The 25,805-nt window shown below is 41.5% G+C and carries 22 protein-coding genes; 13 read left to right on the top strand and 9 right to left on the bottom strand.

The window, feature by feature from the left end:
- The coding region (locus V7K32_RS03830; protein WP_334990480.1) for a zinc ribbon domain-containing protein at positions 1-336 on the top strand (336 nt) is incomplete at its 5' end.
- Between the two features lie 220 nt (positions 337-556).
- Here the strand turns inward: V7K32_RS03830 and arfB are convergent.
- Positions 557-973 carry an alternative ribosome rescue aminoacyl-tRNA hydrolase ArfB gene (gene arfB, locus V7K32_RS03825; RefSeq protein WP_334990478.1) on the bottom strand — a complete coding sequence of 139 codons (417 nt, stop codon included), beginning with the start codon at positions 971-973 and terminating at the stop codon, positions 557-559.
- 54 nt (positions 974-1,027) lie between these two features.
- Positions 1,028-1,273 carry an RNA-binding S4 domain-containing protein gene (locus V7K32_RS03820; RefSeq protein WP_334990476.1) on the bottom strand — a complete coding sequence of 82 codons (246 nt, stop codon included), beginning with the start codon at positions 1,271-1,273 and terminating at the stop codon, positions 1,028-1,030.
- Between the two features lie 372 nt (positions 1,274-1,645).
- Between V7K32_RS03820 and dpdE the strand changes: the two genes are divergently transcribed.
- The 4 genes from dpdE (at position 1,646) to V7K32_RS03800 (ending at position 7,808) form a co-directional block, all read left to right on the top strand.
- Positions 1,646-4,954: a protein DpdE gene (gene dpdE, locus V7K32_RS03815; RefSeq protein WP_334990474.1), complete on the top strand. Its 3,309-nt coding sequence runs from the start codon at positions 1,646-1,648 to the stop codon at positions 4,952-4,954.
- A 330-nt stretch (positions 4,955-5,284) separates the two neighbouring features.
- Positions 5,285-6,421 (top strand): DUF4350 domain-containing protein, encoded by a 1,137-nt coding sequence (locus V7K32_RS03810; protein ID WP_334990473.1) that lies wholly within the window; start codon positions 5,285-5,287, stop codon positions 6,419-6,421.
- A 162-nt stretch (positions 6,422-6,583) separates the two neighbouring features.
- Positions 6,584-7,534: an AAA family ATPase gene (locus V7K32_RS03805; RefSeq protein WP_334990472.1), complete on the top strand. Its 951-nt coding sequence runs from the start codon at positions 6,584-6,586 to the stop codon at positions 7,532-7,534.
- Between the two features lie 100 nt (positions 7,535-7,634).
- On the top strand, positions 7,635-7,808 hold the full coding sequence (locus V7K32_RS03800) for a hypothetical protein (protein ID WP_334990470.1): 174 nt from the start codon (positions 7,635-7,637) through the stop codon (positions 7,806-7,808).
- Here the strand turns inward: V7K32_RS03800 and V7K32_RS03795 are convergent.
- Positions 7,789-10,011 carry a tetratricopeptide repeat protein gene (locus tag V7K32_RS03795; RefSeq protein ID WP_334990468.1) on the bottom strand — a complete coding sequence of 741 codons (2,223 nt, stop codon included), beginning with the start codon at positions 10,009-10,011 and terminating at the stop codon, positions 7,789-7,791. The genes V7K32_RS03800 and V7K32_RS03795 overlap by 20 nt on opposite strands.
- A 420-nt stretch (positions 10,012-10,431) precedes the next feature.
- The gene (locus V7K32_RS03790) at positions 10,432-10,980 is read right to left on the bottom strand and encodes a COP23 domain-containing protein (RefSeq protein WP_334990466.1); all 549 of its coding nucleotides are present in this window, start codon (positions 10,978-10,980) and stop codon (positions 10,432-10,434) included.
- 349 nt (positions 10,981-11,329) lie between these two features.
- On the opposite strand from V7K32_RS03790, the gene V7K32_RS03785 reads away from it, so the two are divergent.
- Positions 11,330-12,751 carry a protein kinase domain-containing protein gene (locus V7K32_RS03785; RefSeq protein WP_334990464.1) on the top strand — a complete coding sequence of 474 codons (1,422 nt, stop codon included), beginning with the start codon at positions 11,330-11,332 and terminating at the stop codon, positions 12,749-12,751.
- Here V7K32_RS03785 and V7K32_RS03780 read toward each other — a convergent pair.
- Positions 12,734-13,513, bottom strand: a complete 780-nt coding sequence (locus tag V7K32_RS03780; RefSeq protein WP_334990462.1) for a S1 family peptidase — start codon at positions 13,511-13,513, stop codon at positions 12,734-12,736. The genes V7K32_RS03785 and V7K32_RS03780 overlap by 18 nt on opposite strands.
- A gap of 451 nt (positions 13,514-13,964) precedes the next feature.
- Between V7K32_RS03780 and V7K32_RS03775 the strand changes: the two genes are divergently transcribed.
- Complete coding sequence (locus tag V7K32_RS03775) at positions 13,965-14,444, top strand: YbjN domain-containing protein (protein ID WP_334990460.1); 480 nt, start codon at positions 13,965-13,967, stop codon at positions 14,442-14,444.
- 236 nt (positions 14,445-14,680) lie between these two features.
- On the opposite strand, the gene V7K32_RS03770 is transcribed toward V7K32_RS03775, so the two are convergent.
- Both V7K32_RS03770 and purH read right to left on the bottom strand, forming a co-directional pair.
- On the bottom strand, positions 14,681-15,307 hold the full coding sequence (locus tag V7K32_RS03770; protein ID WP_334990458.1) for an HD domain-containing protein: 627 nt from the start codon (positions 15,305-15,307) through the stop codon (positions 14,681-14,683).
- A 774-nt stretch (positions 15,308-16,081) separates the two neighbouring features.
- A complete protein-coding gene (gene purH, locus V7K32_RS03765) occupies positions 16,082-17,602 on the bottom strand; it encodes a bifunctional phosphoribosylaminoimidazolecarboxamide formyltransferase/IMP cyclohydrolase (protein ID WP_334990456.1) in 1,521 nt (506 codons plus the stop codon).
- Between the two features lie 663 nt (positions 17,603-18,265).
- Between purH and V7K32_RS03760 the strand changes: the two genes are divergently transcribed.
- The 3 genes from V7K32_RS03760 (at position 18,266) to coaBC (ending at position 20,564) form a co-directional block, all read left to right on the top strand.
- Positions 18,266-18,868: an alpha/beta hydrolase gene (locus tag V7K32_RS03760; protein WP_334990484.1), complete on the top strand. Its 603-nt coding sequence runs from the start codon at positions 18,266-18,268 to the stop codon at positions 18,866-18,868.
- Positions 18,869-19,023: 155 nt separating this feature from the next.
- Positions 19,024-19,236, top strand: coding sequence for a protein IsiD (gene isiD, locus V7K32_RS03755; protein ID WP_229457986.1), 213 nt, complete (start codon positions 19,024-19,026; stop codon positions 19,234-19,236).
- Positions 19,237-19,358: 122 nt separating this feature from the next.
- Positions 19,359-20,564, top strand: coding sequence for a bifunctional phosphopantothenoylcysteine decarboxylase/phosphopantothenate--cysteine ligase CoaBC (gene coaBC / locus V7K32_RS03750; RefSeq protein ID WP_334990454.1), 1,206 nt, complete (start codon positions 19,359-19,361; stop codon positions 20,562-20,564).
- Here coaBC and V7K32_RS03745 read toward each other — a convergent pair whose 3' ends face one another.
- Positions 20,565-20,744, bottom strand: coding sequence for a hypothetical protein (locus V7K32_RS03745; RefSeq protein WP_334990452.1), 180 nt, complete (start codon positions 20,742-20,744; stop codon positions 20,565-20,567).
- Between the two features lie 56 nt (positions 20,745-20,800).
- On the opposite strand from V7K32_RS03745, the gene V7K32_RS03740 reads away from it, so the two are divergent.
- From V7K32_RS03740 to V7K32_RS03730, 3 genes are all read left to right on the top strand, one after another.
- A complete protein-coding gene (locus V7K32_RS03740; protein ID WP_334990450.1) occupies positions 20,801-21,601 on the top strand; it encodes a lipoate--protein ligase family protein in 801 nt (266 codons plus the stop codon).
- 201 nt (positions 21,602-21,802) lie between these two features.
- Positions 21,803-22,159, top strand: coding sequence for a hypothetical protein (locus tag V7K32_RS03735; protein ID WP_094345345.1), 357 nt, complete (start codon positions 21,803-21,805; stop codon positions 22,157-22,159).
- A 103-nt stretch (positions 22,160-22,262) separates the two neighbouring features.
- Positions 22,263-23,285 carry a spore photoproduct lyase family protein gene (locus V7K32_RS03730; protein WP_334990482.1) on the top strand — a complete coding sequence of 341 codons (1,023 nt, stop codon included), beginning with the start codon at positions 22,263-22,265 and terminating at the stop codon, positions 23,283-23,285.
- A gap of 227 nt (positions 23,286-23,512) precedes the next feature.
- Here V7K32_RS03730 and V7K32_RS03725 read toward each other — a convergent pair whose 3' ends face one another.
- Entirely contained in the window at positions 23,513-25,642 is a 2,130-nt protein-coding gene (locus V7K32_RS03725) for a tetratricopeptide repeat protein (protein WP_334990448.1), read from the bottom strand.
- Between the last annotated feature and the right edge of the window lie 163 nt (positions 25,643-25,805).

Genomic DNA, 25,805 nt, shown 5'->3' with positions numbered 1-25,805 from the left:
GCCTATAAGCTAGAACGCAGAGGTGGAAAGTTGGTTGAGATTGATAGATGGTTCCCTAGTTCTAAGCTTTGCTCTAATTGCTTCTATCAAGTAGGGGAGATGCCGTTGGATATCCGTGAGTGGACTTGTCCTCATTGCAATACTCATCATGATAGGGATGGAAATGCCGCGCAGAACATTAGAGCAGAGGGCATCAGAATGATAAAGGCGGAAGGTTCAGCCGTCTCTGCTGTAGGAGGGGAGGTAAGACCAAAACTCGGACGAAAGTCTAAGTTGCGGCACTCGCCTATGAGTACAGAAGCCCCAACTTCAACCGTACTCGGTAAGTTGGGGTAGTTCACTAGTTACTACTCTCAAGCTAACCAACTAAGTCATGACCTTTACCACAGCCCATAGAAGGAATTAGTCTTAGTTCTCTGGTAAGATTTTGCAACAAAATTGAGCGCCAAAGTTGAATTTATAAATTAGATATCTCCGAAAAAGAATGTAGAGACGCGAAATTTCGCCTCTCTACAAGGGTTTTAGCTTACGCATATTTAATTTTTGGAGATGTCTATTAACTATCTGTCACCTGCCCTCTGTTAGACTTAACCTGTCCGCGCTTAGTTTTGTAGTCAAGGCGCTTTCTTTGAGAACTGCGAGTTGGTTTGGTGGGTTTGCGTTTTATCGTCACTACAACTGCGCTTTTAATTAGTTCTTGAAGTCGTTTCAAAGCTGACTCTCGATTGTTCTCTTGGCTGCGGTGTTCCTGGGCTTTGATGACAACAACTCCATCCTGAGTGATGCGGCGATCGTTCAGCTTTAAAAGCTGTTCTTTATAATAATCGGGTAATGATGAAGCCGCAATATCAAAGCGCAAGTGAATCGCCGTGGAAACCTTATTCACATTTTGGCCTCCCGCTCCTTGCGAACGAATTGCACTAATTTCAATCTCACTCTGTGGGATAATAACTTTATTGGAAATTTGCAGCATTACTCAAGGGAAAAGAGGAACATTTCAATTTAGGATAAAAATCCTTTACTCAGTTTATTCGGGAGAATCTGTTACTACATGTTGGTCTTGATTGTTGTCCAAATTCACCTCTAAAGTCTTTCCTTCTATTGTCACTTTATCACCTGGTACTAGTCGCCGCCCTCGTCGGGTTTCTAACATACCGTTGACTTGAACATCGCCACCTTGAATCATCAGCTTGGCTTGCCCTCCACTTGGCACTATACCCATCAACTTTAAATATTGATTTAACTTAATTGTGTTGTCTCTGATTTTCTTCATACTAAATAAAACTACACCATCTTAATTGTATCGTGACGCGATCGAAGCAAAGTCTGAATCTATTGCGCCACATAATCACCTCAGTACAGTATTTCATTAATTTCTAGGGAATTAATTTGGTAATACCTTGCAATACCAATGCGTCCCGATGCATTGAAAAACTAGTACATGACAATGCACATCAACCTTTGGGCTGATTTTACTAGTTGGCGATGGTAGAGCGACGCCGAATAGCCCATCGTAGACATCGCTATAACAAAAAGGTGTGATGGCAGTTTATTATCTTCTATAATGTTGATCGACAAAACTGCCAGATATAGGTGAACAAACTAGTCTGGAAGGTTCTTTAAGTGTGTTCAGGGGACTGGATCTATGATTAAGCTCGGTTTATTGGTACAGTCCCAGAATAACTATTTGGGTATAGGAAAAGTTACTGAAATATCTGATACCAATGCAAACGTTGAGTATTTCTGCTCTATAGGGCAACGTCTGCAAAAAACTTTACCTTTAAATTCTCTCTCTCAGGTCAGGCTTGAACCCCAGGCTCGATGCTATATTAAGTCCCAAACGCAGGATAAATGGATAGTTGGCAGAGTTTTTATCTGGGATGAAGATACAGAAATGTATCAAATTGATTTACCAGATAAGAAAACTGCGATCGCTACTGAAGAAGACATTTACGTTCGTTGTAATCTACCAAACACAGACCCCATCGAAACTCTAGCGATGAAGGGTCACGAAACCCCCTACTTCCACGACAAAAGATTAGCTTTCGTCAAATCTTTGATTAAGCAACGCGCTGTCAGTCGCGGAATGACAGGACTGATTTCAGCAAATATCAATCTTTATCCTCACCAAGTTGAAGTTGTGCGGCGGGTGCTAGAAGACCCAATTCAACGCTACTTGCTAGCAGACGAGGTGGGACTCGGAAAAACCATCGAAGCCGGGGCGATTCTGCGTCAATTCCTTCTGGATGAACCGAAAAAAGGGGCGGTGGTGATAGTTCCGCAATATTTGCTCAAACAATGGCGGACTGAGTTAGAAAACAAGTTTTACATCTCCCATTTTCCCAAACGGGTAGCGGTGCTGGCGGTTGAAGATATCCATAAAATCAACCTGAAAGCGAAGATAGGCTGCTTAATTTTAGATGAAGCCCATCATATCGCAGCAATGGCAACCTCTAAGGATGCAACAGTGCGCCAGCGTTTTCAGACTTGCAAAGAAGTTGCTCATAAAAGCGATCGCTTACTTTTATTATCTGCTACTCCTGTTCTCAATCATGAGCAGGATTTCTTGGCAATGTTGCACTTGCTGGACCCGACAACCTATAAAATTGGTGATTTAGCAGGTTTTCGCGCCAAAGTTGAAAGCCGTCAGCAAGTTGGTAAACTTCTGCTTTCTTTTAAAGAAGGTGCGGAACCTCTTGTCCTCAAAAGCAACTTACAGCAACTACGAAACCTGTTTGCTGAAGATGAGTATTTACTGAAGCTGGCGGATGATTTAGAAAATTTACCAGCAAATTCTACCGAGCAAGAGCAAATCCTCCAAGCGATTCGTGTCCACGTCAGCGATATCTATCGACTACACCGCCGAATGCTTCGCAACCGTCGCGCTGCGGTGGAAGATGTGATCTTTGACCGCAATTTTACGCCCAAAGAAGAGTATGATTTAGACGAGCGATCGCTTGATATCCACGAACTCCTCAATCAATGGCGGAGTGTTGCTCCTGGTGAAAAGCAATATCAGCGAATTTTTCTGTTGTTATTCCTAGCTGCTGGTACTTGGTTAGGCATTTTAGAGCAGGTAATTACCGCCCGGTTAACTGGTAAGCCTCATGCTAAACTGATCCAGGAGTTTAAAGAAGATGATGTTCGCCTATTAACTACAACCCCCAAATTTTCAGGGGAAGATGAGATTTTGCAATCCTTGCTAAAAATTATTCGTCAACCTCAAGAGGATGGACAACGGACGGAAAATTTGAAAACAATGCTGCTGAATCAGCTAGGTACATACTTCAAAATTCCCGCAAACGTTCGGAAGAATCAAAAGGAATTCATCACCAGGATACAGCAGAGAATTAAAAGACCAATTACTGGCGATATTCTGCCCAAATTTATTGTATTTACCAGTTTTGTGCAAACTTGTGGCGAAATTGTCCGATATTTATCTGATAGCTTTGGTACAGAGACAATAGCCAGCCATCAATTTGGAGAATCACCAGATAAAGTTGAGGAAGGCTTAAATAAGTTCAAGAATAATCCCAACTGCTTTATTTTAGTATGCGATCGCTCTGGAGAAGAAGGGCGTAACCTCCAGTTTGCCGATTGGTTAATTCATTTTGATCTTCCTTGGTCGCCTAATCAATTAGAGCAGAGAATTGGCAGACTTGACCGCATTGGCAGCAAAATTGGCATCCAATCTAGTGCCTTAATTGGCCCCTACTTGTCAGATAGCCCTCACAATGCTTGGTATAAAGTATTGAAAGATGGGTTTGGTATATTCCAACAATCAATAGCCAGTCTCCAGTTTTATGTAGATGAGAAACTTGCAGAATTAGAAACACTTTTGTTTCAATCAGGTGCTGCTGGATTGTTAGAGATGATTCCACCAATTCAAGAGCAAATTGAAGCTGAAATAGCCAAAATTAGCGAACAAAATGCTCTAGATGAAATTGATGCTAACGATGAAATTGCCACCGAGTATTTTCAAGATTTAGATAATTATGATGCAAGTCATTTAGAAATTAGACGAGCAATTGAAGGCTGGATTTGTGACGCGCTGGGATTCAGAGGACTCAGTAATCCAGATTCATCAGAGATGCGACGTTATCAACCGACAACGCGGACATTGGTTCCCATAAATGACTTAAAAAACCGTTTTGCTGAGAGTTCCCTAGACCAATTTGGTACTTATAATCGCAGGGTAGCAAACCAGAATGCTGGTATTAAACTCTTTCGGGTTGGGGAAGGATTTATTGAAGCACTCTGGAACTATATAAACTGGGATGACCGAGGTGAAGCCTTTGCAATGTGGCGCACTGATGCATCTTGGGACTCTAAAGAAGGGAAAGAGTGGTTCGGTTTCCAATGCAATTATGTAGTCGAGGCAAATTTAAAAATTGCTAAACAAGTTTTACTAAATAACAAACTAGATAATTCTCAATTCAAAAACTTGCAGCGACGTGTCGATGCTCTATTTCCACCAATTATAGAAACTATCTATGTTGATGGTCGTAAGGAACCAATACGCACTGTTGAAGATAAAGCACTCTTAAGTATCCTGCAACGTCCATATAAAGATAAAAACAACAATCAAGGACGAGATTACAATCTAGCAAAAGAGCGCTTAGGAATTATTGACGATTTTATTGACCCTAGTAAATGGCAAAATTTCTGTTATCAAGTGCGTAACACTTCTTCGGAATTACTATCTAATCGTCCCGATTTTCTTGACTTATGCCAAAATTGTGCTAGAGTAGCCGAAAAAAAATTAGCCAATAGAGTAGAACAATTAAGGCTGCGTCTGAATCAGCAAAGTTGGGATAATACATTAGCTGAAGAATTGAAGATAGAAACTGCTTTAAATGCAGCTATTCTAGAGGGAATTCGTCAGCCTCAAATTAGACTTGATTCTGTCGGTTTTATTATTGTATCGGGGCGATCGCTTGTGCAATTTGAGTGATATTATGTGCGATTAAATAGCCTTGGTAATGCTATTTGATTTGGAAAAAGCGAGAAGCTAAGATCCCCGACTTCTTCAAGAAGTCGGGGATCTTATTGTTTCCATTACTGATGACATTGCTGTAAAAACATAGTAGTGCCTATATGTAAAGTAAGTTGCCATTAGGAATTGCAACACTATGTTAATTAATGAATTAAGAGATATTAATTTTATTATTTTTCCAGACAGGTCTAATTTAGAAACTGCGATCGCGTTGAGAGACTAAAGAAAGTAGATTTTGACTTTAGCTGAAAAATAAGTAAGTATTAACACTAGTGATACTCAAACGCAATGAAACGTTCAAATCGGCTTGCTTGGATAGGAGCGATCGCACTCGCTGCGATCGTTTTACTTAGTTTGATTGCGGCTCCCAATAATACTAAAATTAACGCTGGCTCTACTTATAATCGCGCTTCCGATGGTTACGGAGCTTGGTATGCTTTTATGCAACAGCAGGGAATTTCTATCAAACGCTGGCAAAAGCCTTTTAGTGATATTCAGCCAGATAAAAACCCTGTTACCTTCCTACAGGTAAGCAGCGATTCAAGGGAGACGACACTGGATAGTCAAAAGCGGGAATGGGTAGAAAAAGGAAATACTTTAGTAATTTTGGGTGCGGGGGCGCGGGTTACAGAAGCACAGTTTAGCACTATGCAAAAATATCACCTTGGTAATATTAAAATTGATACCCGTAGACGATATAAAAAAGCTAACTTTAAGCAAGTTGATTTAGGCGATCGCTTTGGTGCTGTTGTCTGGGAAGAAAGTTACAAAAAGGGAAAGGTGATTTTTTCTAGCACTCCTTATTTAGCCGCCAACGCCTATCAAGATTACTTAAGTAATTTCAAGTTTTTAGCCAATTTGGTTACTGAAAAAAGTAACACAATATTTGTCGATGAATATATCCACGGCTATAAAGATGCCGATGTCAGAAAGAAAGAAAGCGAAGGAGATTTATCTAGTTTTCTTGCTAAAACTCCTGTATTTCCAATATTGCTGCAAGTAGGTATCCTGCTATTAGTGTTAATTTGGGCGCAGAATCGCCGCTTTGGCAAACCAGTAGCTTTAGATACACCAATTGTAGATAACAGCGAAGCATACATCCAAGCTTTAGGGGGAGTGTTGCAGAAAGCTGATACCGCCGACTTTGTTGTACAAATGGTGGGTAAACAAGAACAACTACAACTCCAAAAAGCCTTGGGATTAGGGCAAATACCTTTAGAACGCGAAGCCTTAATCAACTTCTGGATAGAAAAAACAGGCGCAAGTGCAGCAGAACTAGATGCAGTTTTAAAGCTACAATCTAGCAAACAACCGATCAGTGAACGAGAACTGTTAAGCTGGTTGGGGAAATGGGGAACCATTAGGGAAATTCGTAATACCTCAGCAACGCTTGGCACAAGTAGCTCAGTACAAGTTCGTAATTAATTTTTTGGGACTTCCAAATAAAAAATATCCCAAAACTGACCCAAAAATACTCTCTATTTCTTCTCTCTGCGTTCTCTGCGTCTAATAAGGTTCGTTTATTTCTTGGAAATCCCTTTGAAATTATCCATAATATTTCTGCGTTAGTTATTTATCAAAAAAAATATGAGTGAAAGCCATCCTATCTTAATTCGCCTTGGTCAAAGTCTTAATCAAGTAATAGTCGGACAATCTAGCTTAATACGACAACTTTTAGTAGCACTCCTAGCGGGTGGACACGTAATTTTAGAAGGAGTACCAGGGACTGGTAAAACCCTCTTAGTAAAAGTGTTAGCGCAGTTAATCCAAGGGGAGTTTCGCCGAATTCAACTAACACCAGATGTCTTACCCTCAGATATTACTGGTACAAATATTTTTGACTTGAATAGCCGCAATTTCACTTTAAAAAAAGGGCCAATATTTACCGAAGTGCTGCTAGCAGACGAAATCAACCGTACTCCTCCCAAGACACAAGCGGCGCTACTAGAAGCGATGGAAGAGATGCAGGTAACATTGGATGGTGAAAGTTTGCCCTTACCAGATTTATTTTGGGTGATTGCAACCCAAAATCCCCTGGAATTTGAGGGAACTTATCCCTTACCAGAGGCGCAGTTGGATAGATTTTTATTTAAACTGGTGGTAGATTACCCCGATCAAGCTGCCGAAAAGCAAATGTTGCTGAATCGTCAGGCGGGTTTTGCAGCACGGCGTTTGGATATTAGCCGTTTGAAACCAATCGCAACAGTAGCCGACATTTTGCAAGCACGACTTGCAGTCAAAGAGGTTAAAGTAGCAGAAGCGATCGTTGATTATTTATTGGCGTTGGTGAGAACATCGCGTCAATCTCCCGATTTAACTTTGGGCGCATCGCCTCGCGCTACTGGTGCTTGGTTGCAAACATCTCAAGCATTAGCGTGGTTGGCTGGAAGAGATTTTGTCACGCCAGATGATGTTAAAGCAGTTGCATCGCCACTGCTGCGTCATCGCCTCATTTTGAAACCAGAAGCGATGTTGGATGGTTTACAAATGGATGCGGTAATTGCGTCAGTAATTAATCAAGTACCAGTTCCCAGGTAAAAAATCTTTGTCAGGCTATACAAGTAAAGTTAAATCGGCTGGTTATAAACCGCTTCTATATGTTTGCGTTTGTTAGCGACTTTATAGCGGTTCCCATCAGATGCGGTACAACATTATATCGCCAGGTGTAGGGGCATGGCAGTGCCATGCCCTTACCCTCGCGTCTCTACATTTTTTGTTACAGCCGATCGCACAATCAAAGAGAATATTAGCCTGCGATCGCACCACCTCCCATCTGTCCATCGCCCACGACTCTACTGCTGATATTTTCTAATCGACTCCAAAGCTTGTTGATACAACTCTGTATTTCCTTGTTGCCGAAATAGTTCAGCTGCTTTTTGCAAGTCTACAATCCCCCCTTGTTTGTCTCCTAAATTTTTGCGGGCTATTCCTTGGTTGTAGTATGCATTGGCATAGTTGGGATCAATCTTGAGAGCAAGGTTGTAATCAGCGATCGCCCCTTGATAGTCTCCTAAATCAGAGCGGACTAATCCTCGGTTGTTGTAGGCATCGACATCGTTAGGATTAATCTTGAGAGCAGCGTTGAAATCAGCGAGCGCCCCTTGGTTGTCTGCTAATTTGTAGCGGGCTATTCCTCGGTTGTAGTAGGCATCGGCATAGTTAGGATTAATCTTGAGAGCAGCGTTGTAATCAGCGAGCGCCCCTTGGTTGTCTGCTAATTTGTAGCGGGCTAATCCTCGGTTGTAGTAGGCATCGACATCATTAGGATTAATCTTGAGAGCAGCGTTCAAATCAGCGATCGCGCCTTTATAGTCTGCCAATTTGTACCGGGAAAATCCTCGGTTGTAGTAAGCATCGGCATAGTTAGGATTAATCTTGAGAGCAGTGTTGTAATCAGCGATCGCCCCTTGGTTGTCTCCTAATTTGTAGCGGGCTATTCCTCGGTTGTAGTAGGCATCGACATCATTAGAATTAATCTTGAGAGCAGCGTTGTAATCAGCGATCGCTCCTTGGTTGTCTTCTAATTTGTAGCGGGCTAATCCTCGGTTGTAGTAGGCATTGGCCTTATTAGGATTAATGTTGAGAGCAGCGTTGTAATCAGCGAGCGCTCCTTTATAGTCTCCCAAATCGTAGTAGACTATTCCTCGGTTGTAGTAGGCTGAGGCATCCTTAGGATTAATCTTGAGAGCAGCGTTGTAATCAGCGAGCGCTCCTTGGTTGTCTCCCAATTCAGAGCGGGCTATTCCTCGGTTGTAGTAGGCATTGGCATCATTAGGATTAATCTTGAGAGCAGCATTGTAATCAGCGATCGCTCCTTGCTTGTCTCCTAATTTGTACCGGTAATATCCTCGGCCATAGTAGCCATTGGCATAGTTAGGATTAATCTTGAGAGCAGCGTTGTAATCAGCGAGCGCTCCTTGCTTGTCTCCTAATTCGGAGCGGGCAAATCCTCGGTTGTAGTAGGCATAGACATTGTTGGGATCAATCTTGAGAGCAGTGTCGTAATCAGCGATCGCTCCTTGCTTGTCTCCTAAATCGTAGCGGGCAAATCCTCGGTTGTTGTAGGCATCGGCATAGTTGGGATCAATCTTGAGAGCAGCGTTGTAATCAGCGATCGCTCCTTTATAGTCTTGCAAATTGTACCGGGAATATCCTCGGCCGTAGTAGGCATCGGCATACTTGGGATCAATCTTGATAGCAGCATTGTAATCAGCGATCGCTCCTCTATAATCTTCTTTATTATATTTTTCGTTAGCTTTAATATAAAAGTCATCTGCTTTGGATGCAGCTGCAACATTAATACTTGGCAGATTCACTCCCAAATTTACCCCCACAGCTAAGATCCTCTGTGCAGCCGAATATATAGTAGTTCCAATCCCGGTAGTAATTTTAGTCTGGCTTTTTTCACTTATTGGTTGTTCATCAGCCCTGCCGTGAACTGCTACAACTTCCCCTTGTTCATTTAGCACCGCACCCCCACTCATACCGTTTAAGGTATGATTATCGTAAATGATGTTATAACCATCACGCTGTGCCGTCCCGTTGGCGTTTACTTGTCCTTTGTTAAAAAAGAAACCTGGGTTAGAAAGAGCTGCTGTCTTAGCGGGAAACCCAGCGACATAAACAGTAGTCGTGCGTGTAGCTTCATCGGAATTACCAATCTTGGCAATGTTGTAAGTTTTGCTACTGCTAAACTCCAAAACTGCTAAATCTGTCTGTGGTATGGGCTGCATCGATTTAATTGAATTACTTTGCCCATCTGGTGTCAATATTTTATATTTTTGACCACTCTTCACCACATGATAGGCAGTGAGGACAGTGTAAGTATTCTCAGAGCGTTTGATCAGAATTCCCGAACCTGAATCGTTGGAGTTTTCAGTGTTGACAATTCTTACTATAATATCTTCAGCTATTTTTTCTATTGCTGATACAGATAATCCTAATGCTACCTGCGACTGCACCAATACCATTGATACACCAATCAGCGCAGATGAAAGCCCATAATAATATTTCATATTTTTACCCGATTTTTTGCATATAGGGTTCAGATCAGCCCAAAAAATAAAATTGCGTAGGTTGGCTTGAGCAAAAGACCGAAAGTCAACATTAAGCGTTAATTGTTGGGTTTCACACAACATAAGCCCAAGCCACTATTGTACAGGAATACCATAAAACAAGTAGGGGCACGGCATCTAAAGACTTTCGGTAAAAGAGATATTTGATCGGTGCCGTGCCCCTACTAAAGCCGTGCCCCTACTAAAGACTTTCGGTAAAAGAGATATTTGATCGATGCCGTGCTCCTACAATTCGTTTTAACTGAACCGTATTGAATTATGATGGTGCGTTACTTCGCAACTGAACGTGATTGCCTTTTATGGGTGGTTCATTTGATTTAATTAATCCATCAATTTAGTCTTGCCACGCCACTACGATTTTTAAGGCTCAGGTTGGATATTATTCACAAAAGTATCAAAATCAACATAAATTTGCGTATTATCACTATTTTCATTGTGGATTTTTCCAGATGCTAAACCACGTTGATCTAACAGCCTTTCCGCAGCCAGTTTCGCATTAGAACCCTGCTTGAGAGTAAATAATACAGTTTTGCTTGTGCAAACATCGTTTGTACTAACAGCAGCGCACACTACCGGATAACCATTGATCTTCCCAGAGATAATAGTTTTGAGATTATTATTGTCATAGTTTTGTTGAAATCTGTACGACACTTGCTTACAGCGTTCTAAAGCCGTCAACTTAGAAGAGAAAAATTTTTCTTCGCCCCAACGAATTATTGCTCTTTTTGTGCCATCTCCTATACGCACAAATGTTACAGGCTTACCTTGGCTCTTAGCACATTGGAAGGTAGGGCTGCTAGCATAACTAGGCTGATGAATAATTACAGTTGTTGTAGATGCCATGAGCAAAGCTATGCCAGAAACTCTAGCAACCTCGCTCAACCTGGAATAGTCTAACCTGCTAACCATAAATTTCTGGATGTTTGAGTACAAAAAAAGGGTATAACTTAGATTATCGTGATCATACTGATATTTACAACTTAAATTTGCAGAAAATCTCCATAACATTTAGTAAAATACCAATAAAAATCATGTTTCCAAATAAAGATAATATAAATATTGTTGTTAATTGCTGTATATAGCGCTTTTCCTTTGGATGCAATCCACTCTGACTTCACTTGCATTCCTCTCATCTCAAAGGATCTTACTCCCCTTCCCTTGCAGGGAAGGGGCTGGGGGTTAGGTCTGTATTCTATGCAATTGAGAACGGCTATATCAGCCAGCGAGTAATAAGTTTTAGGATCTAGGGTGAATATCAATGAGTAAGCTTGGTGGACGTTACCAAATTCTCGAACAAATCGGACAAGGGGGGTTTGGAGTGACTTTCTTAGCCGAAGATACCCAACGTCCAGGAAATCCCAAGTGCGTTGTTAAGCAGTTTCAACCAATTTTTACCAATCCAGACACTTTACACTCAGCAAAACGTTTCTTTGACAGCGAAGCAGTGATTCTCGAAAAGTTGGGAAATCATGATAACATCCCGCGACTTTTGGCTCATCTTGAGGAAAATCAGGAATTTTATTTAGTTCAAGAATATATTGAAGGTCACGATTTGAGTAAAGAATTACTTGCAGGTAAAAAGTTGAGTGAAGCTTATGTAATTAAACTTTTACAAAATATTTTACAAGTCTTAACTTTTATCCATCAGCAAAGAGTAATTCACCGAGATATCAAACCCTCAAATATCATCCGACGCCTAGATGGTAAAATTGTCTTGATTGACTTTGGTGCAGTCAAACAAATTAGTACCCAAATAATTCAACCTCAAGGACAAAAGAATATAACTGTTGCTATTGGGACTGAAGGCTATATGCCGAGCGAACAAACATCTGGTAATCCTGATTTTCGCAGTGATATTTACGCAGCCGGAATTGTTGCTATTCAAGCTCTTACAGGAATACTGCCAGAACAATTACCAAAAGATGTCAATAATGAAATTGTTTGGCGCAATCAAGCAGAAATTAGCCAAGAGTTAACATATATTTTAGATAGAATGGTGCGTTATGACTTTCGCCAGCGTTATGAATCAGCAGAGCAAGTATTAGTTGCTCTACAACAACTATCGCTATCAACACAACAAGTATCGCCATCAACATTCCCGCCAACAATTCTACCCCAACCTATTCGTCGTCTACTACCGTGGAAATGGATAATTTCTCTGTTTGCAGTAACAGCAACTATTGCAGTTATTAGTATCTTTATATCTGTACCACCCCCGATTCCACCTGTAGAATTATCATCTTATGAAGACACCAAAAGTAAAATCAAGATAAAATATCCAGACACCTGGAATAGAGAAGATTTGAACAATCTTTTTACCGGGGAATTGGTAAAATTTTCACCCAAACAAAGTACAACAAAGACTTCTCAAGAGCAAGTAACAATCACAATTCAAGATTTTTCGGGAACCTTAGAAGATTCTAAAACTCAATTTATTGAAGACATTAAAAAGTCCCAAAATGGGCAAATTATTAGTAGCAATACAAGCACTTTGGCATATAGACCAGCGTATCAAGTCATTTATACTGTCAAAGATGGAGACAATAATTTAAAAAATTTGCGGATTTGGATATTAAAGGGGGATAAAGCCTACGTAATTATCTACACTGCTGCCATAGATGATTATGATAAATTTGTCCCAATTACAGAAAAAATGATTCAATCATTTCAAATTGATTAATTTATCTATTGGTACAGCCCAACTAAGGCGATTAATCTGCTCATGTAACCCCTTATCTGCTTCGGAACCATCAACAAAGATAGAGGGAGCATCCCACAAAGGATTTGCTTGCATTCCATTTACACCTACCACCTCACCCCGACAATTTAGCAATGGGCCACCACTCATCCCCTTTTGGATATCATTGCTATAACCAATTTGATAGCCACCCTCTAAAGCTGTGGGTAGTAACAGTGAAACTTTACCATAAGTGAAGGAAAACTGGTGTTTTTCTTCGTCATTTTGTGAATAAAAACCACTAGCAAAAACTTCATCGCCTACAATTAATTTAGAAGCGATAGATGCTACTGTATAATTTTTTTTAGGGCTACGAAACTGCAATATTGCCAAATCATTCTTGCCAAATTTTGTATTTTTAGGCAAACTGGCTGTATATATCTGGCCATCAGGGGTTTGAATCCGATAGGGAGCATCATCTGCTCTGAGTACATGAGCATTAGTTAAAACTGTATAGATTGAGTCTTGTTTTCGCAAAATAATCCCAGAACCCAAGAATTCCTTTGACATCACTTTTACAGTCATAGCTTGAGCGAGTAAGCGTAACTTTTCTGTTGATATTTGCGGTTGCGATAGTCCCAATCTTAAAGTCTGTGATAAAGGCAGTTTGCAACTAGCGATCGCACATCTACCGCGATCGCTAAAATATAATGCCGATGCATATATCGCCAATGATAAACAACCAACACAGGTAACTAATTTCAATCTGCCCTTACTCATCCCACCTGCAAGCTAATATTCACAGTTTTCCTCTCATCACTAAATCTTATTGCCAGAATCAATAAATCTGCAAACTAAATTTACAGTATTTCGCAATCATACTCAGAAATATACAACTATTTTCAGGTAAATAGACCACTCTGTAAGGACACACCAATTCTATACCCCTACCATTTTGGTATTTTTTAATTAGACATCTCCGAAAAAGAATGTAGAGACGCTTTCTTCGTAGCGGGACGAAGTACAATTTCGCGTCTCTACAAGGGTTTCATTTTGCAGATATTTAATTTCCGGAGATGTCTATTAGAAGTCCCTTATGCAGCCCCACACTTTAGGCATTTGGAAAGTAGCCCAAAAGGAAGCTCAAACTAACTGCGTCTACAAGTTATAAAGTATGTGTAGATAAGACAGCAAGGATGTTGAGGAAAAAATCTCTATGACAAACTACCAAGAAACCATACTTAGTAACGAATCCATTAATGAGCTAATCGCCGAGACGACAAGCATCAACCATCTGGAGGTAATTGAAAATGTCATCGACTCTTTGGAACAAGATGACAGTGCGATGGTTCAGCGCACTCCAGAGGGTGGTTATCTCTGGAAGTTTAAGTATGGAAGTGTGGAAGTATTTGTCCAACTCAACGGGATAACCGATGAAGACACCATTACGGTTTGGTCTACGGTGCTAAATTTACCTGCAAAAGATGAACCTAAGTTGATGCGGCATCTTTTGGAGTTAAACTGCTCTAGTACTTTTGAAGCGCGCTTCGGTATTATTGAAAACCGAGTGGTTGTGATCTCAACACGCACCTTAGCGGAGTTATCTCCTGGCGAAGTATCTCGAATCATTACCATTGTAGCAACGATCGCTGATAATAATGATGAAGCTTTACAATCTGAATTTGGTGCTAGTTAAGGAATTTTGGATTTTAGATTGGGCTTCTGCTGCATCGGATGCATATTAATCAGATTTGGCGACTAATTCCTTTGCTAGAGGCGGCTGGCAATGTGCAGATGGCGGTGGTGTTTAGATCCCCGACTTCTTAAAGAAGTCGGGGATCTCGCAGCCCCTCATAACTAATGCAACAGACCACTAGAACAGCACCAGTCTGGAAAGTATCCGCCAATGGGCTTTTATCGCTACTAACTTTCCTACGAATAATCGCCTACCAGATGAGTGAATGCAGTACTCTCGTTTATATATCCTGCTGTCACACAATCATCAATCAGTTGTAAAATAAAAGGCCACAGTTCCGGCGCACCTGTTTCTACAGGCGCTACCCGTTTCATCACCTGATCGCGCCTAATGCCATGAATGCGCCAAGTCCCGCCCTGAGTTTGTTGATTGTGCAGCAAGGGTTGTATCCGGTCTAGGGCTGCGGCAAACTTGGCAGTAGTTGTTTCTGCCGCTTCAAACTCATCCCAGAGTAAACGCAACTCCCTAGCTTGATCTGCTGGCAAAAGTCCAAATAAGCGTAACGCTGCTTGTGCTTCTCGTTCTGCCTTGCTGTGATTAGCCTGCACATCGTAACAAAAGGTATCACCTGCATCAATTTCTACCAAATCGTGAATTAGCAGCATTTTGATGGCATGCAATATATTAACACCCTCTGGGGCATATTCTGCTAATGCGATCGCCATTACCGCTAAATGCCAAGAATGTTCGGCACTATTTTCCCGGCGTGACCCATCAATAATAAGGGTTTGGCGCATCACTTGTTTTAATTGGTCAATCTCGATGATGAACTGAATTTGTTGAGTCAGCCGATTGATTTGCACCTAGATTTCTGATTGTGGGTAAGATTTACTGGATTTTGGACTGTAGGTAATTAAACCATGTCTATCTTGAAACCTATAGTTCTTCCATGATGAAAAGGATTTGCCCTCATCGCCCAACCCCGAATCCCAAATCTGGCATTCGGGGAGCCAGAATTTCAAACTCCCTCTCCCAGAGAAAGGGAGAGGGTTTTAGGGAGAGGGTGAAAACTACGGTTCTCAACTTAGATAAAGTTTATCTCAATAATTCCACCGAATCTGCAAGGACTTGTTTCTGCATACCAATTAAAAAGCGCCTGGGAGTGTTGCCGTGTTTCCACCCCAAACGCTTTTTATTTTTAACTTGCTCCTCACACAAATAAATAGTATCACTGCTTCTATCAAAAGGCGAGTATATTGAGTGACACTTTCAAAACTGCACCTTCAATTCAATATTTATATTTCTATATTTTATATATAAATTAAAAAATGCCTGGGAGTGTTGCCGTGTTTCCACCCCAGGCATTTTTTATTCTCAACTTGCTCCTCACACACAAATAAACATTATCACTACTTCTATTAAATGGCAAGTATTTTGAGTGACATTTCTAAAATTGCACAAGCAGCCCAATTTCTGACAAATTAAAAAGCGCTTGGGAGTGTTGCCGTGTTTCCACCCCAAACGCTTTTTATTTTTTAACTTGCTCCTCACACACGACTAAAACATATCACTCATTCAATCAAAAAGCAAGTACCTTATGTGACACTTTGTAAACTGTACACTTTGCAGAGACTAATTTAGTGTAAAAAGTGACGTATTCCAGTTAAGACCATCACCAAACCGAGTTCGTTAGCAGCAATGATAGAATCTTTATCGCGCACACTTCCCCCTGGTTGGACAATGGCTGCAATTCCTGCTGTTGCGGCTGTTTTTACAGAATCATCGAAGGGGAAAAATCCATCGCTAGCGAGAATTGCACCTTTGGCTTTTGCTTGAGCTTGTTCTAGGGCAATTTTAACCGAGCCGACACGGTTCATTTGCCCAGCACCTACTCCTATTGTAGTGCGATCGCTAGTTACAACAATGGCATTAGATTTAACATGTTTGCAAACTTTCCAAGCAAACAGCAATTCGGCTAATTCGTCGGGTGTGGGTTGGCGTTCGGTAACTATTTGCCATTGACTGCTATCAGCAATTACATCATCGCTAGCTTGGACAAGAAAACCACCTGCGATCGCTTTTACTGTATCGTTCGGGCCACTGCTCAAATCAGCTAGAGTCAAAACCCGCACGTTGGATTTCTTGGCTAGGATTTCTTGAGCTTCTGGATCACAACTTGGTGCAACCACGCATTCTAAAAATGTTTTAGTTAACTCGCTAGCTGTAGCTGCATCAATCGGACGATTGAGTGCGACAATCCCACCAAAGGCAGAAGTAGAATCAGCATCGAAAGCTTTTTGGTAAGCTTCGGAAATATTGCTTCCCAATGCTGTACCACAGGGATTTGTATGTTTGATAATCGTTGCGGCTGGAGTATCAGTGAATTCAGCAATAATTCGGCGTGCGGCTTCTAAATCAACTAAGTTATTGTAACTAAGTTCTTTGCCTTGGAGTTTTGTCGCAGATGTCCATCCTGTTGGAGTAGTACCAGTTTGATACCAGGTGGCGGGTTGATGGGGATTCTCGCCGTAACGCAGAGATTGCAATTGTGTACCGTTCAGGGTGTACTGCTGTGCTTCTGCAAGGTAAGATGCTATCGCGCGATCGTAACTAGCAGTATGCGAAAATCCTTTTAAAGCCGCCTTTTGCCGAAACTCTAGGGATGCTTCGCCGTTATTTTGCCGCAATTCTTGTAAATACTCCTCATACTGGGCTGGATCGCATAATACAGCCAAATGGGCGAAGTTTTTCGATGAAGCGCGTAGCATTGCTGGCCCACCGATATCAATTTGCTCAACAGCTTCTGATAATGTTACCCCTGGTTTAGCGATCGTTTCCTCGAAAGGATATAGATTCACCACCACTAAATCAATCGGGCGAATTTGGTTATTTTCTAAATCTGTAATATCTTGGGGAACATCTCGCCGCGCCAAAATTCCGCCATGAATTCGGGGATGTAGGGTTTTGACTCGACCACCTAAAATTTCTGATGAACCTGTATAATCTGCAACTTTGGTAACAGGGAGTCCCGCATCTTTGAGGGCTTGGGCTGTTCCCCCACTGCTGATTAAATCAAAGTCGAATTCTTCAACCAAGCTACGGGCTAGGTCAATTAAACCAGTTTTGTTAGATACACTCAGCAGGGCTAGACGCGCCATTGATCAATTCCTTAAAAGTAGGCTCAAAGCAAAGGATCTCAAGTTTTACATAAGCCTTGGTTCACTTCAAGACCTTTCGGCATCATTCTGAGATTCGGTAGTGGCGTAGTAGCAAAAAAAGATGTGCAGCTTCTCCGTGACTCCTTTGATTTGAATGGTTAGGGCTACTAGCAAGGAGAAGAAGGTGGATAAGTAAGTGGGTCAAATTAAATATAAAACCTCACTCTCAATCCGGCTTCCTCCCACAATAATAAGGAGAGGGATTGAGGGTGAGGTTTGCTCTTATACTTAATTACGACTATCTACTTAACTACTTAGCAATGTTACATTTCGTTTGTTTGGATTACTTTTAAACCCGTTTTGGTTTTCGGATAGGCTCTTAATCTATAAATTTATCAGACTTATAATTACCGCATCTGTGCAAAAATTTTAAAAGCCTCTTTCCCCCAGCAATAACTGCGGAATAAATGATAACTCTTTAGCCGGACACGATATGATTCGCGGTTAACTCAAAACTGCCGATTTGTGTTTTCCATAAATTACTTGACGATGTAGGCATTCTTTGGGCAAGCAGCAAATACCGATAAATACTAAATCCACTTGAAGGGATAGGATCTATGAAAAGAGTAAAATTTTAGGAGTAAACCTCTGTCTTTAAAAGCTATCACCGTTAAGAGAGATTCTCAACCCCCCTCCGGCTTAATTGTCACTTTGCATGGTTGGGGTGCTAATGCTGAGGATGTAGCATCTTTGTTACCTTTGCTCAACTTACCCGATTACCAATTTGTATTACCCAACGCACCTTATCCTTATCCCTATTCCGCAGTCGGGAGGGCATGGTATGACCTGCGGGTGGAGAATATGTATCAAGGATTGGCAGAAAGTCGGCAACTATTAATGGATTTTTTGCAATCTTTAGAAAGTAGCACTGGCGTACCGTTGGCACGCACTATTTTAAGTGGATTTTCTCAAGGTGGGGCAATGACTTTAGATGTCGGCTCAAAATTGCCCCTAGCAGGTTTAGTTGTCATGAGTGGGTATTTACATCCTGATGCAGTAACGGCAGATCAAAAAGGGATTCCGCCGACTTTAATCAGCCACGGGAGATATGATGAAGTTGTACCCCTGCAAGCTGCTTTGAAAGCCCGAGAAACTCTAAAGTCTCTAAAAGTGGCGGTAGAATACCACGAATTTGATATGGGGCATGAAATAAATCCACAAACGTTAGAGGTGCTACGAAATTTCGTTGTAAATACAATTAATTAGTCAGGATTACGAATTTTTTATAAATTCTGGTACAAATTCTGACAATTTTCACGAAATTAATGACTTCTAATGAGTAATATATATTGGGTGGCTGCGAAAGAGCGCAACTTAATCCATGCTGAAGGCGAGTGCTGCATAAGGGAGGGGCAAACATTATGACAACTCTAAGCATTTCCAAGAAAGAAATTGCTGCCATGACTGTGGCAGAAGTAGAAGAACTGGCTACACGTCTGGAGCTAGATAATTATAGTAATGCTTTTGAGGGTTTAAATGATTGGCATTTATTGCGAGCGATCGCATTTCAGCGCCCAGAGTTAGTTGAACCCTATATCTACCTCTTAGATTTGGAACCCTACGATGAAGCGTAGTTGAGAGTTAGGAGCGGAGCCGGAGACGCTCCGCCTCCGGTTAGGAGTTAGGAGTTAGGAGTTGGAAGTCAATATTCGTAACTACTTGCTCCTAAGTTACTACTTACTCCTAACTTTTTACCATGACTAATCCAAAATTGAACAGGGTTTTAATTGCTGTAGGTGGCGGTATCGCCGCCTACAAAATTTGTGAATTGGTTTCGAGGCTGTTTAAGACTGGGGCGGAAGTCAGAGTTATCCTCACCCGTTCGGCGCAACAATTTATCACTCCTCTAACAATAGCGACTCTATCTCGTCATCGTGCCTACACAGATGATGATTTTTGGCAACCAACTCACTCTCGTCCCTTACACATTGATTTGGGTGAATGGGCAGATGTGATGGTAATTGCCCCCTTGACAGCGAATACATTAGCCAAGTTAGCCTACGGGATGGCGGATAATTTACTCACAAACACCGTGCTAGCTTCTACAAGTCCTGTGCTGTTAGCACCCGCGATGAATACGGATATGTGGGAACAGCTATCAGTGCAGCGAAATTGGCAACAGCTATTGATTGATAGCCGATATCATGGAATGAATACAGCATCAGGATTATTAGCGTGCGATCGCATCGGTGCTGGTAGATTAGCAGAACCTCCAGAAATTTTGGCTCACATCCAATCGTTGTTACACACTCAAGGTAAACGAGATTTAGCTGGTAAACGAGTGTTAATTAGTGCTGGGGGAACGCGAGAGTATCTTGACCCAGTTAGATTTATTGGTAATCCTTCTACAGGCAAAATGGGATTAGCGCTATCGCAAGCCGCACTTCACCGAGGCGCAAATGTCATTCTAGTACATGGCCCTGCTAATTGGGATGTACCATTAGGAGTACAAGCGATTCCCGTCATCAGTGCCGAGCAAATGCAGCACGCCATGCTGGAATGTTTACCCAACGCTGATGTAATTGTCATGTCAGCAGCCGTTGCAGATGTGAAGCCACGAGATTATAGTACAGAAAAATTACCCAAGCGATCGCTCCCCCAATCTTTACCCCTGGAACCAGTACCCGATATAGTCGCCCAATTAGCAAAACTCAAACAGCCGCATCAAATATTGATTGGGTTTGCTGCACAAAGTGGGGATATTGTCAAGCCTGCATTAGAAAAGTTACAGAGTAAAAAATTAGATGTGATTGTTGCCAATCCCATCGATCAACCTGATAGCGGTTTTGGGAGTGATAATAATCAAGCGATATTTTTAGATATACAAGGACGGCAGATAGCGATCGCACCTTGTTCTAAATTAGAAATGGCGCATCAATTATTTGATTTTCACTTTAGTTAATTAAATTATGCGGATTGTGCCTGTGCCGTTGCAGGCGGGTGAGAAAACCAACAGATAAGCCATTTCTAGACTTTTGTTGACAGCAATGGTACTCGCATCTGGACAGAATAGGTTGATCGCAAATAAAGCCATAGCCAGTACCAGAGCGATCGCAAAACTTTTCGGTCTACTGAGATTCATAAACACATTTTTCCTGATAATCTGAAACAAAAGTATTATTAAATCCTGATATTAGGATGTCAATATCTTTCCAAAGTCCGAAACAGATGAGACAACTAGCAACCGAATCACCATCAACCTGGCGTTTCATCCCAATGCTTAAGACATCAGGAGCAGTGCAAATGGCGATCGATGCTTGGTTGTTCAACCAATGTGAAAAGGGATATCACCCATCTACCCTGCGTTTTTATACCTGGCGTCCTTATGCTCTATCCTTGGGACATCTGCAAAAACGATGGCCAGCCGAGTGGCATAATCTGAGTTACCAGGGACAGAAACTCGATCTAGTTCGTCGGCCAACGGGAGGTAGAGCAGTTCTCCACCAAGGGAACTTAACCTACGCTCTGATTACCTCAGCTAGTAATAGAAAAAGCTGGGGTACTTATGAAAAAATCTGTAACTTTTTAATTCAAGGCTGGCAAAGCTTGGGTATTGAGTTAAATTATGGTTCTGCTGGACGGGGTTACATTCACAATCCCAGTTGCTTCAACACAGCAACAGCAGCTGACTTAGTTACTGCTGATGGAAGTAAATTTATTGGTAGCGCCCAACGCAAAGGAAGAAATACCATTCTTCAACACGGCTCGATGATTTTGTCTACAGACAAAGGTTTATTTGAGGAAATCTTTGAACAACCGGCTCCCTGGAATACCTCACTTTGTAACGCACAGGAACAGGATGACTGGATTGTAAAGATTGTGGAGACATTGACAGAGTCGGCAAAACAGTACTTTGGCATAGAACTAGTTACCCAACCATTTAGCGATCTCGAATGGAAAGATATCCTCAAATTGCGATCGCTTTATCAAGTGCCTTAGCGTAGCTCAACGTAGGTATCGCTTATTCCAAAACTTGAGGTGATGTAGAAAGGAAGAATAGTGTGACTGAAATAGAGCAATAGAGCAATTGGGACAGAAACTACTACTTTCAATTGGGTAGAACCCGTATAGTCTATGGCTTTCAGTCACTTTTCTAGATTTTACAATATAAGTAAGACTTAAAAATAACGCTTCAATTATATGAAAATACTCTCATCAGAGCTAGTACATTTGGGATTTGGCAAATATGTGCGTTCTGACCAAGTGACAGCAGTTATACCAATAGAAGAGGAGCGAGGCCCAGGGCGACGAACCTTTGTTCACATTCAAGGCCAAAGCGATCCAATTATCGCCTCTCGCGCTGAAGATACCATCGTGCGTGATTTGGTACAAGAACCACGCGAAGTTACTCAAGCCCGTCAGCAGCAGGAAATTCTTCAAGATTTATTGGTTAATTTAGGTAATGTTAATTCGACTGTGCGCCGAATTAATCGTGATGAAGGCAGCTTGGATCTTGATTTGTTAGAGCGACGAATTAAGCAAGTCCTGGAAAATTAATTGCAGAAATCAGCAAACTAAATAACGGAGAAAGATATTGCTGAATACCATTACAGACCAAGTTTCAGTATCAGATACACAAACAAGATCGCCAAGGTTGTGGATACCTGAACGAGTGCTGTTTACACCTGCTGCCCTAGATGAGGATTGGGGGCAGCAGATTCTTGCGCGTGTGCAGTCACTCAACTTATCAATAGAAGAACTATCACAGAACCGCCTGAAGGGTCTGCGCGGTGAGTCTGAGCGGGATACTTACAACATCGCCAAGCGTACCTTAGCTGTAGTTACTGCACCACCCAGTTCTTTTAAACTGAGTCCCATTCCACCTTCTGCGGATTGGCAGTTTCATATTGCCGAAGGTTGTCCGGCTCATTGTCAATACTGCTACCTAGCTGGGAGCTTGTCGGGGCCACCCGTGATTCGCGTTTTTGCTAACTTACCGCAGATATTAGAAAACTTAGCTAACTACGAGCAACAAGGAAAAACCACAAGTTTTGAAGTTAGCTGTTATACTGACCCATTGGGTATTGAACATTTAACTGGAAGTCTTGCTGAATGTATCCGTTACTTTGGCACTCGTACCAATGCACATTTACGTTGGGTATCGAAGTTTGATGCTGTAGATGGATTACTCGACTTACCACACAATGGCCATACTCGCTGTCGGATCAGCGTTAATGCAGCACCGATTTCTGGTAAGTTTGAAGGTGGCACAGCATCGGTAACATCTAGACTGAATGCATTGCGACGGTTGGCGTTACCACAAGAGCGTGGCGGTGGCGGTTATCCAGTAGGTTTGGTTATCGCGCCAATTATGCCGATAGACGATTGGCAAATGCACTATAGTGGTTTGTTTGATCGGATAAACGAGGCACTGGATTTTGACTGTGATCTGACCTTTGAGTTAATCTCCCATCGGTTCACACCTGGGTCAAAAGAAGTTTTACAAACTTGGTATCCGCAATCAAAATTAGAGATGGATGAGGCAAAACGCAGTGTCAAGCGTAATAAGTTTGGTGGCACGAAGTACGTTTATGATAAAGACACAATGAAGGCGTTGCGTAGCTTTTTTGAGAGTGAGATTAGTAGGCGCTTTCCAAATGCTAAAATTCTTTATTGGACTTAGTAGACCACTTGGCTCAAATATAGTTTGAGCAAATTAATTATTGGGTAAGAGAGCGCATCCCAATTTTGGCTTAAATCTTTTCCCTCTCCCCCAGCCCCTCTCCCAAATATGGGAGAGGGGAGACATAATTCTAGTTCCCCTTCTCCCTTCATATGGGAGAAGGGGTTAGGGGATGAGGGCTATCAAGGTTTTTGCACCTGACGGGATGCTCCCAGTCTGGTGGACTACTAGGGTGTCGTCTGTGGTGGATTAGTCGGATTAGGAACTGGGATAATTGGCACGATTATAGGCTTTGGTTTCTCGCCTTGCAGCTGAATCTGGGCTTGATTGCGGGCATCTATTGCTTGTTGGTAATTAGGCTTGTATTTTATTGCTTGATCGTAAGATGCGATCGCATCTTTAAACTTTTTCACATTTAATAGGGCATTCCCTCTGCTATACCAGCTTTCGGAATGGTCTGGTTTATAACGAACTGCCTTATTATAAGAGGCGATCGCATCTTCGTATTTTTGCAAAATGTATTGCGAATTCCCCAAATTATACCATAGTTGATAGTCTTTTTGCTTAAGTGTTGCTGCTTTTCTATAAGCTTTTATTGCTTCTTCATAGCGTTGGGTTTGATGGAGCGACCAACCCAGATTATACCATGCTTGATAATTACTAGGATTATATCTTATTACTTGATTAAAAGATTCAATCGCTTCTGGATATCGTTGTAAATTGAGCAGTACATTACCTCTGGAAAACCAGGCTTGATAATAATTGGGCTTATATTGCACAGCTTTATCATAAGCTGTAAATGCGTCTTGGTAGCGTCGCAAATGGACTAAAGAATTTCCCAAATTATACCAAGCTTGCTCGTAGTCTGGTTTTAAATCTACGACTTTTTGGTATGCTGCGATCGCTTCTTCATATCGGTTATAATTTTGTAAAGCTAATCCTTTTTTATACCAAGCTTCGTAATTATCTGGTTTAAATTCAATTGCTTTTTCATAAGATTTAATTGCTTGGTCATATTGGTTTAAGTTACTGAAAGCTTCACCCTTAGCATTCCATACTTCCGAGCTTTGATTATTTAATTTTAAAGCTTTATCAAAAGAGGCGATCGCTTCTTGATATCGGTGTAAATTGAGCAGTACATTACCTCGTCCACTCCAAGCTTCAAAATAATCTGGCTGAATTTGAATTGCTTTATCATACGCCGCTAGCGCATCTTTGTATTTTTTTAATTTAGACAGCGTTTTCCCTTCACCATTCCAGGCTTGAGCATAATCTGGTCTAATATTAACGGCTTTTTCATATACTTCTAATGCGTCTTGATAGCGTTGTAAATCAAAAAGCGTATTTCCTTGCTTAGATAATTCTATGGCGTTATTTGAATTAATGTGATTTAAAATTAATATTGATGCTATCCCGCTAACCCCAATTAAAAATATTGCTAGTAAAATTTTACCCAATATACCTTTTTTAGGTTGAGGTTTGTTTGTACTTTTTGGTGGAGAAATAGGAGTTAAAGCAATTGTCTGGGCGGGTGGTTGTGTTAACTCTTTCAGCGCTTGTAATGCCACCGTTGCCGAAGGATAGCGTTGGCGAAAGTCGTAGCACACCATCTTATCTAAGAATTGAGCGAATTCTGGCGTTACCGTGGCTTGCTTGTGCCAGATAATTTCATTACTATCGGCATCTTTTACTATTTCTTCTGGTGATAATCCAGTCAGAGCTTGAATAGCAATTATTCCTGTAGCATATATATCACTGCTTAATTTTGGCGTACCATGAGCTTGTTCTCCAGGAATATATCCAGGCGTACCTATAGCAACAGTACCTTTAATTGAGCCTTCGGGAAGAATTAGCTGGGTGGTAATTTGTTTAACTGCACCAAAATCAATTAAGATTAATTTGCCATCTGGGTGGCGTCTGAGAATATTTCGCGGATTGACATCACGGTGAATTACATTCTGTTGATGGACAAATTCTAATATTGTCAAAAGTTCTTGCAAAAGTGAAATTACTTGCTCTTGATCCCACGTTTTACCTGAGATTAATTCTAGACTCAAGTCATGTCCTTCGATCAATTCCTGTACGAGATAAAATTCGGCATTGTCCTCAAAGTAAGCTAAAAGTTGGGGAATGCGATCGTGAGTTCCTAATTTATATAGAACTTGTGCCTCTGTATCAAATAAACGCCTAGCTGTTTCCAAAGTTACAGGATCGCTTGCCTGGGGTTTAAGTTTCTTAACGACACATGAAGGTGAACCGGGTAATTGGGTATCACTCGCCACAAAAGTTTCACCAAAACCCCCACCTCCCAAGTTACTAATAATCTGGTATCTTCCTACAAGTGTGTTACCCAGCATCTCGTTTGCCTAGTTAAGTGCGATGCGATCTGATTTCAATCTTGCCACACGTTAAGGGGGAGTAGGGGGCAGGGGCAGGGGAGGCAGGGGAGGCAGGGGGAGCAGGGGAGGCAGGGGGGGCAGGGGAAGAAAACGAATGACTAATGACTAATGACTAATTTAT

Origin of the sequence: Nostoc sp., assembly GCF_036917635.1 — a bacterium.
Lineage (GTDB): Bacteria > Cyanobacteriota > Cyanobacteriia > Cyanobacteriales > Nostocaceae > Nostoc.
Note: the sequence above shows the minus strand (reverse complement) of the source record. Positions and strands in the feature narration are given on the sequence as shown.